Source organism: Streptomyces sp. NPDC101181 (assembly GCF_044767975.1).
Classification (GTDB): Bacteria; Actinomycetota; Actinomycetes; order Streptomycetales; family Streptomycetaceae; genus Streptomyces.
The window spans coordinates 17,045-32,263 of the sequence record NZ_JBIWOX010000005.1 but is presented as its reverse complement, the minus strand read 5'-3'; the positions used below and the strand labels follow the sequence as shown (position 1 = coordinate 32,263).

Genomic DNA, 15,219 nt, shown 5'->3' with positions numbered 1-15,219 from the left:
GGGGGTCCGGCCCGCTGGGGGTCCGGCCTGCCGGGGGTCCGGCCCGCTCGGAGGCCTGGTCCGCTGAGGGCCCGGCCCGCTAGGGGTCCGGCCTGCCGGGAAGCCCGGCCCGCTGGGGGTGCAGCCCGCCGGGGTCCGGTCCGCCGGGTCCAGCCCGCCGGGGGTCCGGCCCGTACACCGTCGAACGCCGCCAGTACCGCCCGCAGCCACCCCCGCGCGCAGCGGCCACCCCCGCTCGCAGCCACCACCACCGAACCCGCACACCGCCACCGCCGCGCCCCGGATGTCACGTACGGGGGCCACGAGGGAGACTGGAACCGTGGACCGAGCACAACTCGCGGACTTCCTGCGCACCCGCCGCGAAGCTCTGCAACCGGAGGACGTGGGCCTGCCCCGCGGACCGCGCCGCCGCACCCGCGGCCTGCGCCGGGAGGAGGCGGCGGCGCTCAGCGGCATGTCGACCGACTACTACAGCCGACTGGAGCAGCAGCGCGGGCCGCAGCCCTCGGAACCGATGCTCGCCGCCATCGCGCGCGGACTGCGCCTCTCCCTCGCCGAACGCGACCACCTGTTCCGTATCGCCGGACACAACACCCCCTCCCGCCCCGGCAACCTGCGCGCGGACCACATCACGCCGGGCCTGATGCGCATCCTCGGACGGCTGGACGACACCCCCGCGCAGATCGTCAGCGATGTGGCGGAGACCCTCGCCCAGACCCCGGCGGCCACCGCCCTCCTCGGCGACCAGACGGGGTTCACCGGCCCCGAACGCAGCCTCACCTACCGCTGGTTCACCGACCCCGCGGCCCGGCTGCTGTATCCGGAGGAGGACCACCCGCTGCACAGCCGCTTCTTCACCTCCGGCCTGCGGGCCGCCTACTCACGGCAGGGCGCGGGCGGCCGCGCCGAGCACCTGCGCGACCTCCTCCTGGAGCGCAGCACGGAGTTCGCCGCCCTGTGGAGCGCCCACGAGATCGACGCCCCGCGCGTGGACCCCAAGCTGGTACGCCACCCCGAGCTGGGCGTCCTCACCCTCCAGTGCCAGGTCCTGCTCGACCCGGAACAGAACCAGACCCTCCTGGTGTACACAGCCACCCCGGGCTCCCCGGACGACGAGAAACTGAGACTGCTCCCGGTCCTCGGAGCCCGCCCCACAGGCACCTGACAGCTTCCCGCGGCCCCTCGCCTTCCCGGGGCCCCGCCCCGCAAAGCCCGGCGTCTGGAGCGGCGTCCGGGCGTACGGCTCCCGGCCCCCTCGGCCCGGGATGCCGCTGGCGCGGTGGGAGCGTGGCCCACGCCCCCGGGCCTCCCCGGCCCTCACTCCCGCCCGAGCACGCAGAAGTCGTTGCCCTCCGGGTCGGTCAGGACCACCCAGGGGGCCTCTCCCTGGCCCACGTCCGTCCGGGTCGCGCCCAGGGCTTCGAGGCGGGTGACCTCCGCCGCCTGGTCCCCGGCCGGGACGGGCAGGACGTCGAGGTGGACGCGGCTGCGGAGGGCCTGGGCGTTTGGGGTGCGGCGGAACTCCAGCCAGGGGCCGACGCCCTGGGGGGAGCGGAGCAGGGCGCGGTCGTCGGTGAGGTCGTGGACCGTCCAGTCGATCGCCTCGCCCCAGAAGCGGACCATCGCCCGGGGGTCGGCGCAGGTGACGACCACGGTGGCGATGGGGCCGGTGTCCTGGTGGCGCTCCCGGGGGGCGAGGACCGCGAACTCGTTGCCCTCCGGGTCGGCCAGCAGCGTCGCGTCCGCGACGCTCCCTTCGGCGCGGGTCGCCCCCAGGTCCTCCAGGCGGGCGAACAGCTCCGCCCGGTGGGCCTCGGAGGCGGTGGCCAGTTCGAGGTGTACGCGATAGCGGACCGCCTCCCGGTCCGGGACGCGGACCAGGTCGACGCAGACGGCGGACGGGTCCGGCCAGTCGAAGCCGACCGGCTCCAGATTGACGACCCCCGGCGCCTCACTGGCCATGCCCCAGCCGAGCACGTCCGCCCAGAAGCGCCCGAGCGCCACCTCGTCCTCGGCCTTGAAGTTCACCTGCACCAGCTGTGACGTCATGCCGGACACCCTAGGGAGCGGCCGCGGCTCGGATCGAGAGATTTTCCCGCGCCCCGGCCCCCGCGACTCCCGTGCCCCGGCCCCCACGTCTCCCGTGCCCCGGACTCCGCGATTCCCCCGCCCCCGCGACTCCCGCACCCCGGTCCTCTCGATCAGCCCCTCGCGGGACCGGGCCTTCCTCCGGCCGGGTGAGCTTCGGGGCCCCGTCCGCCGTGTCGGCGCGTCCTCGGGCAGTGGGGCGTTTCAGTGGAGTCAGAAACCGGTGTGATCAACTGCAAATGCCACCACACACGCACTATCCGGTCCATTCCGGTACGGGGTGGTCCGGGCCGGCCCCGGAGGTATCAACCATGTCCCACGTCGGCGTCCCGCGCGGGACGGTTCACAAGCGCCGATCGCTCCGCCAGAGCCGATCGCTCGCGCTCCTCACGACGGGGGTGCTCACGATCCCGGTGCTGGCGGGGTGCAGCTCCGACGGCGACGACACCACCCGCGCGGCCCCCCAGGACATCGCGGCCGCCGCTCGCGACACGGTCGCCGACGGCTCGACGGCCAACTGGGGGGTCGACGCGCTGCCCGCCACCTTCAACGCCTTCCAGGCGGACGCCGACAGCGCCACCACCCGGATCACCGGCGCCCTGCTCCCCAGCCTCTTCCCGATGGACGCCAAGGGGCGGCCCCGGCTCAACCCGGACTACCTGGAGTCCGCGAAGGTCATCGAGCGGGAGCCGAAGCAGGTCGTCCTCTACAAGCTCAACCAGCAGGCGGTGTGGAGCGACGGACGGGAGATCGGGGCCCCGGACTTCGTCGCCCAGTGGCGGGCGCTCAGCGGCAAGGACTCCGCGTTCTGGACCGCCCGCAACTCCGGCTACGAGCGGATCGAGAAGATCGAGCGCGGCGCCGACGACCTCCAGGTGCGGGTCACCTTCTCCAAGCCGTACGCCGACTGGCGCTCCCTGTTCTCGCCGCTCTACCCGAAGGAGGTCACCGGCTCGCCGGACGCCTTCAACGACGGGGCACGCACGACGCTCAAGAACACCGCCGGACCCTTCGTCCTGCGCGGCGTCAGCAAGTCCAAGGGCACCGTCACCCTGGCCCGCAACCCCCGCTGGTGGGGCGACAAGGCGAAGCTGGACACCCTGGTCTTCCGCGCGATCGGCAGCAAGGACCGCGCGAAGGCCCTCGCCGGCGGCACGGTGCACATCGCCGACATCGACGCGTCCACCGCCGACCGCATCACCCTCGCCCTGCGGGACCGGGGGAACAACGGGCAGCCGCTCACCCACGGCCCCGGCGCCGAGATCACGCCCGCCGCCGCCCTGCGCTCCTGGGCGCTGGCGTACGGCTCCGACGAGGAGCAGGCGGAGACCGCCCAGGCCGCCCGGGAGAAGAACCGCAAGGCCGTCGCCGCGTACGGGGCCCAGCAGAAGGCCCTGCGCGACTTCGCCGTACGCAAGTCCCTGGAGCCCGCCTACACCCAGCTCGCCCTGAACGGCGAGTCCGGGCCGCTGGCCGACGACCGGGTCCGCCGCGCGGTCGCCCGCGCCCTGGACCGCAAGGAGCTGGCCCAGACGGTCCTCGGCCCGCTGGGCCTGCCCGCGGAGCCGCTCGGCAGCCATCTCGCCCTCTCCGGACAGCCCGGCTACAAGGACGGCAGCGGCGCGCTCGGCGAACAGAACACCAAGGAGGCCCAGGGGCTGCTCGCCGACGCCGGCTGGACCCGGGGCGGCGCGCTGGAGAAGCCCAAGGACACCAAGGCGGGCAGCGAGGCCGAGAAGGCCGAGAAGCAGGACGACAAGGACGACGAGACCCCCGAAAAGGGCGACAAGGACGCCGAGAGCGCCGAGAACGAGAAGAGCGAGAAGAAGAAGGCCGAGAAGGACGAGAAGGACGAGAAGGACGAGAAGGACACCGACAAGGGCGACCAGCAGCGGGACGACGACTCCGAGGACACCGCGGCCTCACGCGACGAGGGTCTCTACATCGTCGGCGACGACAACAAGCCCGGCGCCCCGGCCCCGGCCGCCGCCCCCGCGTCCGCCGCGTCCGCCGTCTCCGCCGTCCATGTGCTCGCCCCCTCCCGTACGGCCGCCGCGCAGAGCGCCGCCCTGCTCCGGCAGGCCGGGTCGCTCGGTGAGGGCGGCGCGGTCGCCGCCCAGGACAAGCACCCGAGCGGAGCGGCCGGAGCGTACGCGCCCGTCGGCACCCCGGCCCCCGCCCCGGCGGCGGCCCAGGGGCGGCTCGGCAAGGACGGCAAGCCGCTGACCCTGCGCTTCGTGCTCCCCGCCGGGCCGGGCTCCCAGTCCCTGCGCAGCGTCGGCGACAAGATCGCGGCGATGCTGGACAGGATCGGGATCGGCACCGAGATCACCAAGGTCTCCGACGAGAGCTATTTCAAGGACCACATCGCCTCGGGCGACTTCGACCTGGCGCTCTACTCCTGGCCCGCCACCGCCTACCCCGCCACCGACGGGCGGCCGATCTACGCCAAGCCCGAGCCCGCCACCGACGGTTCGCTCCTCGTCGAGCAGAACTACACCCGGGTCGGCACCGACCACATCGACCAGCTCTTCGACCGGGCCGCCGCCGAGCTGGACGAGAACACCGCCCGCGACCTGATGCGGCAGGTGGACGCCCGGATCTGGGCCGCCGCCGGATCGATTCCGCTCTTCCAGCGCCCGCAGCTCGTCGCGGTCGACAAGAAGCTGGCGAACGCCGGGGCCTTCGGGTTCGCCGCCCCGCGCTATCAGGACATCGGGTTCAAGAACCGGCAAGCGGCAGGTTCCCCCGCAGACCGTAAGAAGTAGCGGTCAAGCGCCGCACCTCGGCGCCGCCAAGCTCAGATGCACCTCAAAACCCTTGCCCGCCGGTTCGCCCGGCGGGCAGGGTGGTTTCTGCCCTGACCCGGGCCGTTCGTCGCTCCACCACTCCTCACCCCCCCACAGCTCCGTCCGTATCCGGCCGCTCGGCGGCCCGGCGGTTCCTTGACACCGGCTGAATATCGCCTGAATCACACGGGAAGACCGCCTCCGCGGATCGGCCCGTGGAGCCCGGTGCGCGCAGGGCCCGTACCATGGGACGAGCCGTGGCGTGCCGCCCGGCGGGCGTACGAGGACTCGAAGACCGACTGAGACGCCTGATCCCACGATCCGAGAGAAGCGCAAGCCACCCATGCCCACGCGCCACGACATCCGTAACGTCGCCATCGTCGCCCACGTCGACCACGGCAAGACCACCCTGGTCGACGCCATGCTCAAGCAGGCCGGCTCCTTCGCCGCGCACGCCGCCGAGTCGCTCGACGACCGCATGATGGACTCGAACGACCTGGAGCGTGAGAAGGGCATCACGATCCTCGCCAAGAACACGGCGGTGAAGTATCACCCCAAGGACGGCGGGGACCCGATCACGATCAACATCATCGACACCCCCGGCCACGCCGACTTCGGTGGCGAGGTCGAGCGCGGTCTGTCGATGGTGGACGCGGTGGTCCTGCTCGTCGACGCCTCCGAGGGCCCGCTGCCCCAGACCCGCTTCGTGCTGCGCAAGGCGCTGGCGGCGCGGATGCCGGTCATCCTCTGCATCAACAAGACGGACCGGCCCGACTCCCGGATCGCCGAGGTCGTCGACGAGACGTACGACCTCTTCCTGGACCTGGACGCCGACGAGGACCAGATCGAGTTCCCGATCGTCTACGCCTGCGCCCGGGACGGCGTCGCCTCGCTGACCAAGCCCGAGGACGGCACCGTCCCGCAGGACAGTGACAGCCTGGAGCCCTTCTTCTCCACGATCCTCAGCCACGTCCCGGCCCCGGAGTACGACGAGGCCGCGCCGCTCCAGGCCCACGTCACCAACCTGGACGCCGACAACTTCCTCGGCCGTATCGCGCTCTGCCGCGTCGAGCAGGGCGAGCTGCGCAAGGGCCAGACCGTCACCTGGATCAAGCGCGACGGCACCATGTCCAGCGTCCGCATCACCGAGCTGATGATGACCGAGGCGCTCACCCGCAAGCCCGCCGAGAAGGCCGGGCCGGGCGACATCTGCGCCATCGCCGGCATCCCGGACATCATGATCGGCGAGACCCTGGCCGACCCGGAGAACCCGGTCGCGCTGCCGCTGATCACCGTCGACGAGCCCGCCATCTCGATGACCATCGGCACCAACACCTCGCCGCTCGTCGGCAAGGGCGGCAAGGGCCACAAGGTCACCGCCCGCCAGGTGAAGGACCGCCTGGACCGCGAGCTGATCGGTAACGTCTCGCTCCGCGTCCTGGACACCGAGCGCCCCGACGCCTGGGAGGTCCAGGGCCGCGGTGAGCTGGCGCTCGCCATCCTGGTCGAGCAGATGCGCCGTGAGGGCTTCGAGCTGACCGTCGGCAAGCCGGAGGTCGTCACCAAGCAGATCGACGGCAAGACGCACGAGCCGATCGAGCGCATGACGATCGACTCGCCCGAGGAGCACCTCGGCGCCATCACCCAGCTCATGGCGACCCGCAAGGGCCGTATGGAGACCATGACGAACCACGGTTCGGGCTGGGTCCGCATGGAGTGGATCGTCCCCTCCCGCGGCCTCATCGGCTTCCGTACGGAGTTCCTGACCCAGACCCGCGGTACGGGCATCGCGCACTCCATCTTCGAGGGCCACGAGCCGTGGTTCGGTGACCTGCGCACCCGCCACAACGGCTCGCTGGTCGCCGACCGCTCCGGTTCGGTCACGCCGTTCGCGATGGTCAACCTCCAGGAGCGCGGTGTCATCTTCACCGAGGCCGGCACCGAGGTCTACGAGGGCATGATCATCGGCGAGAACTCCCGCGCCGACGACATGGACGTGAACATCACCAAGGAGAAGAAGCTCACCAACATGCGCGCGGCCTCCGCGGACACCACGGAGAACGTGGTCCCGGCCCGCAAGCTGTCGCTGGAGCAGTCCCTGGAGTTCTGCCGCGAGGACGAGTGCATCGAGGTGACCCCGGAGACCGTGCGCATCCGCAAGGTCGTCCTGGACCAGCGCGAGCGCAGCCGCGCCGCCTCGCGCGCCAAGCACGGCTGACCCCCGCCCCCGGAGCGCGGGGCCCCGGAGCTGCCGGAGGCGTACGCTCCGTATGCGCGGGCCCGTCCCCGGGTGTCCCACCCGGTCGGACGGGCCGTCAGCACAGGCATTGACAGAAGGCCCGGCCCCCCGCAGACACTGTGGGGGGCCGGGCCTTCGTCAACCGCTTTTCCTGACCGTGCTGTCCGGATATCGGGGGTCGCTCTCCGGAACATGTGTTAACAGTCCGTTTCGGGCGTGTCTGTCTGGGATCGCTTTGTCCGGATTTCGGGCACACGGGGGGGTCTGATGTTGTCAAACCGAGACCCTTTAAGTGTGGTTTACAGCCCGGCCGTACTCAATAGTTGGCTCCATTGAGCTCGGGTCAATGGGTCACGCACTGTGGGGAGTGCCGACTCACGAGCACACTCGGGGCACTGAACGATCACCGTCAGGGGTGTCGGTGAATCTCTCCAGTGCCCTTCTTGTAGTCAAAAGTGGACTCATGAGGAGGAAACCCATGCGCGGTGCCAAGAGCGCCAAGTGGGTCGCGGGAGCGGCAATCATCGCCCTGGCCGCGACCGCCTGTGGTGGCGGCAGCGGAGACGATGGCAAGAAGAACACCTCGGGCAAGCCCGCGGGCTACGTCTCGATCGACGTCAGCGAGCCCCAGAAGCTCCTGATGCCGGCCGACACCAACGAGAGCAACGGCTCCTACGTCATCCGGTCGCTGTTCACCCAGCTGCTGGACTTCGACGCCAAGGGCGAGATCGTCCTCACGAACGCCGAGTCCCTGGAGACCAAGGACTCGAAGCTCTGGACCGTCAAGCTCAAGAAGGGCTGGAAGTTCCACAACGACGAGGACGTCACCGCCCAGTCCTACGTCGACGCGTGGAACTGGTACGCCAACGTCGAGAACAAGCAGCAGAACGCCTTCTGGTTCTCCGACATCAAGGGCTACGCCGACGTCCACCCCGAGACGGGCGCCCCGAAGGCCGACAAGATGTCGGGTCTGAAGGTCGTGGACGACACCACCTTCACGATCGAGCTGACCGAGAAGGTCCCGTACTTCAACTACAAGCTCGGCTACTCGACGTTCGCGCCGATGCCGAAGGTCTTCTTCGACGACCCGAAGGGCTTCGGCCTCAAGCCGGTCGGCAACGGCCCCTACAGCTTCGAGAAGTGGGACCGCAAGAAGCTCATCCAGGTCAAGGCCTGGGACGGCTACCAGGGCCCGAACAAGGCTGCCAACAAGGGCATCCAGTTCAAGAACTACACCACCGTCGAGGCCGCGTACTCCGACGTGGTCTCCGGCAACCTGGACATCATCAAGCAGGTCGGCCCGCGTGACCTGCCGAAGTACAAGACGGACCTCGGCGACGGCGCGATCGACCAGCCGTACGCGGCCGTCCAGTCGCTCAACCCGGCGTTCTACACGGACACCTTCAAGGACGTCGACCCCAAGGTCCTCCAGGGTCTGTCCATGGCGATCGACCGTGACACGATCACCAAGACCGTCCTCAACGGCACCCGCCAGCCCGCGACGAGCTTCACGCCGCCGCAGGTCAAGGGCAACCAGCAGCTGGACTCGGACTTCCTGAAGTACGACCCGGCCAAGGCCAAGGCCCTCATCAAGGAGGGTGGCGGTGTCCCGGGCAACAAGTTCACCATCCAGTACAACGCCGACGGCGGGCACAAGGAGTGGGTGACCGCGGTCTGCGAGTCCATCCGCAACGCCACCGGTGTCGACTGCACCGGCGACGCCAAGCCCGACTTCGCCACGGACCTGGAGGCCCGTGACAACGACGAGGTCAAGGGCATGTACCGCGGTGGCTGGGTGGCCGACTACCCGGTCAACGTGAACTTCCTCAAGGAGCTGTACCACTCCAAGGCGGAGTCCAACAACGGACGCTTCGCCGACAAGGAGATCGACGACCTGATGGCCAAGGGCGACAAGGCCGACACCCTCGAGGAGTCGGTGGCCGCCTACCAGGAGGTCGAGAAGGCGCTCGTCGACAAGATGCCGGCGATCCCGCTCTGGTACTACCGCATCAACGGCGGCCACGGGAAGGACGTCGACAACGTCAAGGTCGACTTCCACGGCGACGTCGAGCTGACGGACGTCACCACCAAGTAACACGCCGGCGGGTCATTCCCCACTTGGCCGTCATCCGGCCGCGCTGCCCTCAGCGCGCCCGGTGGCTCGGGGGTCGTCTCTGCGAAGAGGCGGCCCCCGCGCCGCAGTTATCCCCACACGGAGGCACCCATGGGGCGCTATGTCGCACGACGACTGCTCCAGATGATCCCGGTCTTCATCGGATCGACCCTGCTGGTCTTCCTGATGATGTACGCGCTGCCCGGCGACCCCGTCAGAGCACTCGCCGGCGAGCAGCACGTAGACGCCACCCAGATCGCGGCCCTGAAGGCCGAGTACGGGCTCGACAAGCCGATCTGGCTTCAGTATCTGAACTACCTGGGCAATCTGTTCCAGGGCGACCTCGGCACACAGATCGGGACCCAGCGCCCGGTGGCCGACGTCATCGCCGACGCCTACCCGATCACCGTCAGACTCGCGATCTTCGCGTTCGTCTTCACGGTCGTCGCCGGGATCTCGCTCGGTATCGTCGCGGGCCTGAAGGCCGAGTCCCTCCGGGACCGCGGTCTGCTCGGTCTGACGCTCGTGCTGATCTCCATGCCCTCCTTCGTCCTGGGCTTCCTCGTTCAGCACCTCTTCGCGTTCCAGCTCGGCATCGCCAAGCCCAACGTGAGCATCGATCCGACCAACAGCGAACTGATCATGCCGGCCATCGTGCTGGCGTCGCTGTCGCTCGCCTACGTGGCCCGGCTGACGCGCACCTCGGTCGCCGAGAACCTGCGCGCCGACTACATGCGCACCGCCGTCGCCAAGGGCCTGCCCCGGCGCCGCGTCGTCGGCGTCCACCTGATGCGCAACTCGCTCATCCCCGTCGTCACCTTCCTCGGCACCGACATCGGCGCCCTGATGGGCGGCGCGATCGTGACCGAGGGCATCTTCAACATCAAGGGCGTCGGACAGCTCGTGTTCGAAGCCCTGGGGAAGCGCGAGGGCGCCACGGTGGTCGGCATCGTGACGCTGCTCGTCATCGTCTACCTCGTCTGCAGCCTGCTCGTCGACCTGCTCTACGCGGTCCTGGACCCGAGGATCCGGTATGCCTGACACCACCGCACTCACCAAGAGCACCGACGTTCCGGCCGCCGACGCGTCGACGCCCGCCGCGACGGACTCCGGGCCCGCGCCCGGCAAGCCCCGCAGTCTCTGGTCCGACGCCTGGCACGACCTGCGCCGGAACCCGCTGTTCCTCATCTCGATGGTGCTGATCCTGCTGCTCACCACCATGGCGATCTTCCCGGGGCTGTTCACCAGCGCCTCGCCGCGCGACGCGGATCTCGCCAAGCACTACCTCCAGCACCCGAACTGGGGGAACTTCTTCGCCCCCGACTGGCTCGGTTACGACGTCCAGGGGCGCTCGATCTACGCGCGTCTTATCTACGGGGCCCGCGCCTCGATCACCGTCGGCGTCGTCGTGACGGTCTCCGTCACCATCCTGGGTCTGGTCATCGGCATGATCGCCGGTTACTTCGGCGGCTGGATCGACACGATCCTCTCGCGCGTCACCGACGTCTTCTTCGGCGTCCCCTTCATCGTCGGCGCCATGGTCATCCTGACCACCTTCGAGGAGCGCTCCGTCTGGGTCGTGATCCTGTCGATGGTCTTCCTCGGCTGGACGCAGATCGCCCGTGTCGCCCGTGGCTCGGTCATCACGATCAAGCAGGCCGACTACGTCGTCGCCGCCAAGGCGCTCGGCGCCTCCACCACCCGGATCCTGACCCGGCACATCCTGCCGAACGCCATCGCTCCGGTGATCGTGGTCGCCACCATCGCGCTCGGCGGGTACATCGCCGCCGAGGCCACGCTGTCGTTCCTCGGCATCGGCCTCGCCGAGCCCACGGTCTCGTGGGGCATCGACGTGTCCTCCGCGAAGGACCAGCTCCGCAACGCCCCGTACGTCCTGATCATCCCCTCGGTGATGGTCTCGGTGACGGTGCTGTCCTTCCTGATGTTCGGCGATGCGGTCCGCAACGCCCTCGACCCCAAGATGCGCTGAGGGAGGCGTTCGTGACCACCATCGACAAGACGGCACCCGTCCCCGCTCCGCGGGAGTCCGTGAGCGGCGACGGCCCGCTGCTGGACGTGCGCGACCTGCACGTGGAGTTCCACACCCGCGACGGTGTGGCCAAGGCGGTCAACGGTGTGAACTACACCGTCAGCGCCGGCGAGACCCTCGCGGTGCTGGGCGAGTCCGGCTCCGGCAAGTCCGTGACCGCGCAGACCATCATGGGCATCCTCGACATGCCGCCCGGGAAGATCACGCGGGGCGAGATCCTCTTCCGCGGCCAGGACATGCTGAAGATGTCCAACGAGGAGCGCCGGAAGATCCGCGGCCGGAAGATCGCGATGATCTTCCAGGACGCGCTGTCCTCGCTGAACCCGGTCCTCACCGTCGGCTACCAGCTCGGCGAGATGTTCCGCGTCCACCAGGGCCTGTCCCGCAAGGCGGCCAAGGCCAAGTCCATCGAGCTGATGGACCAGGTCAAGATCCCGGCCGCCGCGGCCCGGGTGTCGGACTACCCGCACCAGTTCTCCGGCGGTATGCGCCAGCGCATCATGATCGCCATGGCGCTGGCGCTGGAGCCGGACCTGATCATCGCGGACGAGCCGACCACCGCGCTCGACGTGACGGTCCAGGCCCAGGTCATGGACCTGCTGGCCGAGCTCCAGCGCGAGTACAACATGGGCCTGATCCTGATCACCCACGACCTCGGCGTCGTCGCCGACGTGGCGGACAAGATCGCCGTGATGTACGCGGGCCGGATCGTGGAGACGGCCCCGGTCGGCGAGCTGTACAGCCGCCCGGCGCACCCGTACACCAAGGGTCTGCTCGACTCGATCCCGCGCCTGGACCAGAAGGGCCAGGAGCTCTACGCGATCAAGGGCCTGCCGCCCAACCTCACGCGCATCCCCAGCGGCTGCGCCTTCAGTCCGCGCTGCCCCATGGTGCAGGACATCTGCCGTACGGACGTCCCGCCGCTCGCCCCGGTGACCGAGCGGGACGGCCTGGAGCTGGTCGGCCGCGGCAGCGCGTGCCACTTCTGGAAGGAGACGATCCATGGCTGAGCTCGACAAGGGGCCGCTGGACGCCACCCCGAACGTCTCCGACGTCGAGACCGTGGACGCCGCGACCGAGGCGGAGGCCGTAGCCGCCATCGACGCGCCCGTCAGCCAGGGTGAGCCGATCCTCCAGGTGCGCAACCTGGTCAAGCACTTCCCGCTGACCCAGGGCATCCTCTTCAAGCGGCAGATCGGCGCGGTCAAGGCCGTCGACGGGGTCTCCTTCGACCTCTACGCCGGTGAGACGCTGGGCATCGTGGGGGAGTCCGGCTGCGGCAAGTCCACCGTCGCCAAGCTCCTGATGACCCTGGAGCGGGCCACCGCCGGCGAGGTCTTCTACAAGGGCCAGGACATCACCCGGCTGTCCGGCCGGGCGCTGAAGGCGGTCCGCCGCAACATCCAGATGGTGTTCCAGGACCCGTACACCTCGCTGAACCCGCGGATGACGGTCGGCGACATCATCGGGGAGACCTTCGAGATCCACCCCGAGGTGGCCCCGAAGGGCGACCGGCGCCGCCGCGTCCAGGACCTGCTGGACGTCGTCGGGCTCAACCCGGAGTACATCAACCGCTACCCGCACCAGTTCTCCGGCGGCCAGCGCCAGCGCATCGGCATCGCCCGCGGCCTCGCGCTCAACCCGGAGATCATCATCTGCGACGAGCCGGTCTCCGCGCTCGACGTGTCGGTGCAGGCGCAGGTCATCAACCTGATGGAGAAGCTCCAGGACGAGTTCAACCTGTCCTACGTCTTCATCGCGCACGACCTCTCCATCGTCCGGCACATCTCCGACCGGGTCGGCGTGATGTACCTGGGCAAGATGGCCGAGATCGGTACGGACACCCAGATCTACGACCACCCGACGCACCCCTACACCCAGGCGCTGCTGTCGGCGGTCCCGGTGCCCGACCCGGCGTCCCGCGAGGGGCGCGACCGGATCATCCTGACCGGCGACGTCCCGTCCCCGGCCAACCCGCCGTCCGGCTGCCGCTTCCGCACCCGCTGCTGGAAGGCCGAGGACCGCTGCGCCACGGAGGAGCCGCTGCTGGCGATCCCGCAGCGCTTCGTCGAGGGATCGACCCCGGCGGCCCACGAGTCGGCGTGCCACTTCGCCGAGGAGAAGGACGTCGTGCACGCGGCGTGACCCCTTCCCCGCGCTGAACGACGATGCCCGGTCCCCCGCGGGGGACCGGGCATCGTCGCGTCCGCCCCGCGCCCGTACGGGGTAAGCCCGCATGCGAGGTGTGGCGGTATGGGGTGATATGAGGCATTGAGCTACTCGATGACTCATAGGAGGCACTCCATGCGCGGAGCCACACACGTCAGGTGGGCCGCCTGTGCGGTGGCCGTCGCCCTGGCGGCGACAGCCTGCGGCGGCGGGGGCGACGGCGGCGGCAGCGGCGGGGCCGACGGGATCGTCAGCTCCTCCTGGGGCGACCCGCAGAACCCGCTGGAGCCGGCCAACACCAACGAGGTGCAGGGCGGCAAGGTCCTCGACATGGTCTTCCGCGGACTGATCCGCTACGACCCGAAGACCGGCGAGGCGAAGAACATGATCGCCGAGTCCATCGACACGAAGGACTCCCAGAACTTCACGATCAAGCTGAAGGACGGCTGGACCTTCTCCAACGGCGAGAAGGTGACCGCCAAGTCCTTCGTGGACGCCTGGAACTACGGCGCCGCGCTGAAGAACAACCAGAAGAACGCCTACTTCTTCCAGTACATCGAGGGCTACGACAAGGTCCACCCCGAGTCCGGCTCCGCCTCCGCCGAGACCCTGTCCGGCCTCAAGGTCGTCGACGACCTGACCTTCACCACCAAGCTCACCCAGAAGTTCTCCCTGTGGCCCGACACCCTCGGCTACACGGCGTTCGTCCCACTGCCCAAGGCGTTCTACGACAACCGCGACGCCTGGCTCTCCAAGCCCGTGGGCAACGGTCCGTACACCATCGAGTCCTACGCCAAGGGCTCCTCGATGAACCTGCGCCGCTGGAACGACTACCCGGGCGACGACAAGGCGAAGAACGGCGGCGTCGACCTGAAGGTCTTCACCGACAACAACACCGCCTACACCGACCTGACCGCGGGCAACCTCGACCTCGTCGACGACGTGCCCGCCTCCCAGCTCCGCAACGTCGAGGCGGACCTCGGCAACCGCTACATCAACACCCCCGCCGGGATCATCCAGACCATCTCCTTCCCGTTCTACGACAAGGAGTGGGACACCGACAACGCCCGCAAGGTCCGCCAGGGCCTGTCGATGGCGATCAACCGGCCCCAGATCACCAACCAGATCTTCCAGCAGACCCGCACCCCCGCCTCCGACTGGACCTCCCCGGTCCTCGGCGACGACGGCGGCTTCAAGAAGGGCCTGTGCGGCAAGGAGTGCACGTACGACAAGGCCCAGGCCAAGAAGCTGATCGAGGAGGGCGGCGGCATCCCCGGCGGCCAGCTGAAGATCTCGTACAACGCCGACACCGGCTCCCACAAGGAGTGGGTCGACGCCGTCTGCAACAGCATCAACAACGTCCTGGGGAACAACAAGGCCTGCGTCGGCGGCCCGATCGGCACCTTCGCCGACTTCCGCACCCAGGTCTCCACCCAGAAGCTCACCGGACCCTGGCGCGCTGGCTGGCAGATGGACTACCCGCTGATCCAGAACTTCCTCCAGCCGCTCTACTACACCAACGCCCCGTCCAACGACGGCAAGTGGAGCAACAAGCAGTTCGACGACCTGGTCGACAAGGCGAACGCCGAGAGCGACAAGGCGAAGGCCATCACCGCCTTCCAGGACGCGGAGAAGGTCCTGGTGACCGAGATGCCCTCCATCCCGCTGTGGTACCAGAACGGCAGCGCCGGCTACTCGGACCGGATCGACAACGTCGAGCTGAACCCGTTCAGCGTCCCGGTCTACGAAGAGATCACCGTCAAGTGACCCG

Annotated in this window: 10 protein-coding genes; 9 read left to right on the top strand and 1 reads right to left on the bottom strand. The window is 69.3% G+C overall.

What is annotated here, in order from left to right; translation table 11 throughout:
* Nucleotides 1-319: 319 nt before the first annotated feature.
* Complete coding sequence (locus tag ACIRRU_RS10075; protein WP_403678416.1) at nucleotides 320-1,165, top strand: helix-turn-helix transcriptional regulator; 846 nt, start codon at nucleotides 320-322, stop codon at nucleotides 1,163-1,165.
* A gap of 152 nt (nucleotides 1,166-1,317) precedes the next feature.
* Here the strand turns inward: ACIRRU_RS10075 and ACIRRU_RS10070 are convergent, their stop codons facing one another.
* Nucleotides 1,318-2,049 (bottom strand): VOC family protein, encoded by a 732-nt coding sequence (locus tag ACIRRU_RS10070; RefSeq protein ID WP_403678414.1) that lies wholly within the window; start codon nucleotides 2,047-2,049, stop codon nucleotides 1,318-1,320.
* Nucleotides 2,050-2,399: 350 nt separating this feature from the next.
* Between ACIRRU_RS10070 and ACIRRU_RS10065 the strand changes: the two genes are divergently transcribed.
* The 8 genes from ACIRRU_RS10065 to ACIRRU_RS10030 all read left to right on the top strand — a co-directional run bounded on the left by ACIRRU_RS10065 (nucleotide 2,400) and on the right by ACIRRU_RS10030 (nucleotide 15,215).
* Nucleotides 2,400-4,856, top strand: a complete 2,457-nt coding sequence (locus ACIRRU_RS10065) for an ABC transporter family substrate-binding protein (RefSeq protein WP_403678412.1) — start codon at nucleotides 2,400-2,402, stop codon at nucleotides 4,854-4,856.
* Nucleotides 4,857-5,220: 364 nt separating this feature from the next.
* The gene (typA, locus tag ACIRRU_RS10060; RefSeq protein ID WP_363204948.1) at nucleotides 5,221-7,095 is read left to right on the top strand and encodes a translational GTPase TypA; all 1,875 of its coding nucleotides are present in this window, start codon (nucleotides 5,221-5,223) and stop codon (nucleotides 7,093-7,095) included.
* 499 nt (nucleotides 7,096-7,594) lie between these two features.
* The gene (locus ACIRRU_RS10055) at nucleotides 7,595-9,211 is read left to right on the top strand and encodes an ABC transporter substrate-binding protein (protein WP_403678410.1); all 1,617 of its coding nucleotides are present in this window, start codon (nucleotides 7,595-7,597) and stop codon (nucleotides 9,209-9,211) included.
* Nucleotides 9,212-9,340: 129 nt separating this feature from the next.
* Entirely contained in the window at nucleotides 9,341-10,270 is a 930-nt protein-coding gene (locus ACIRRU_RS10050; protein WP_363204946.1) for an ABC transporter permease, read from the top strand.
* Complete coding sequence (locus ACIRRU_RS10045) at nucleotides 10,263-11,219, top strand: ABC transporter permease (protein ID WP_403678407.1); 957 nt, start codon at nucleotides 10,263-10,265, stop codon at nucleotides 11,217-11,219. Before ACIRRU_RS10050 ends, ACIRRU_RS10045 begins: the two co-directional genes overlap by 8 nt.
* An 11-nt stretch (nucleotides 11,220-11,230) precedes the next feature.
* Nucleotides 11,231-12,289, top strand: a complete 1,059-nt coding sequence (locus ACIRRU_RS10040; RefSeq protein ID WP_363204944.1) for an ABC transporter ATP-binding protein — start codon at nucleotides 11,231-11,233, stop codon at nucleotides 12,287-12,289.
* Nucleotides 12,282-13,424, top strand: coding sequence for an ABC transporter ATP-binding protein (locus ACIRRU_RS10035; protein ID WP_403678406.1), 1,143 nt, complete (start codon nucleotides 12,282-12,284; stop codon nucleotides 13,422-13,424). Before ACIRRU_RS10040 ends, ACIRRU_RS10035 begins: the two co-directional genes overlap by 8 nt.
* Before the next feature lie 159 nt (nucleotides 13,425-13,583).
* Nucleotides 13,584-15,215: an ABC transporter substrate-binding protein gene (locus ACIRRU_RS10030; protein WP_403678405.1), complete on the top strand. Its 1,632-nt coding sequence runs from the start codon at nucleotides 13,584-13,586 to the stop codon at nucleotides 15,213-15,215.
* Nucleotides 15,216-15,219 lie beyond the last annotated feature (4 nt).

Bases quoted from the DNA above. Each gene is read 5' to 3' on its own strand.
- typA (WP_363204948.1), top strand. From the start codon at position 5,221: ATGCCCACGCGCCACGACATCCGTAACGTCGCCATCGTCGCCCACGTC.
- ACIRRU_RS10055 (WP_403678410.1), top strand. From the start codon at position 7,595: ATGCGCGGTGCCAAGAGCGCCAAGTGGGTCGCGGGAGCGGCAATCATC.
- ACIRRU_RS10050 (WP_363204946.1), top strand. From the start codon at position 9,341: ATGGGGCGCTATGTCGCACGACGACTGCTCCAGATGATCCCGGTCTTC.
- ACIRRU_RS10030 (WP_403678405.1), top strand. From the start codon at position 13,584: ATGCGCGGAGCCACACACGTCAGGTGGGCCGCCTGTGCGGTGGCCGTC.
- ACIRRU_RS10070 (WP_403678414.1), bottom strand. From the start codon at position 2,049: ATGACGTCACAGCTGGTGCAGGTGAACTTCAAGGCCGAGGACGAGGTG.
- ACIRRU_RS10035 (WP_403678406.1), top strand. From the start codon at position 12,282: ATGGCTGAGCTCGACAAGGGGCCGCTGGACGCCACCCCGAACGTCTCC.
- ACIRRU_RS10045 (WP_403678407.1), top strand. From the start codon at position 10,263: ATGCCTGACACCACCGCACTCACCAAGAGCACCGACGTTCCGGCCGCC.
- ACIRRU_RS10065 (WP_403678412.1), top strand. From the start codon at position 2,400: ATGTCCCACGTCGGCGTCCCGCGCGGGACGGTTCACAAGCGCCGATCG.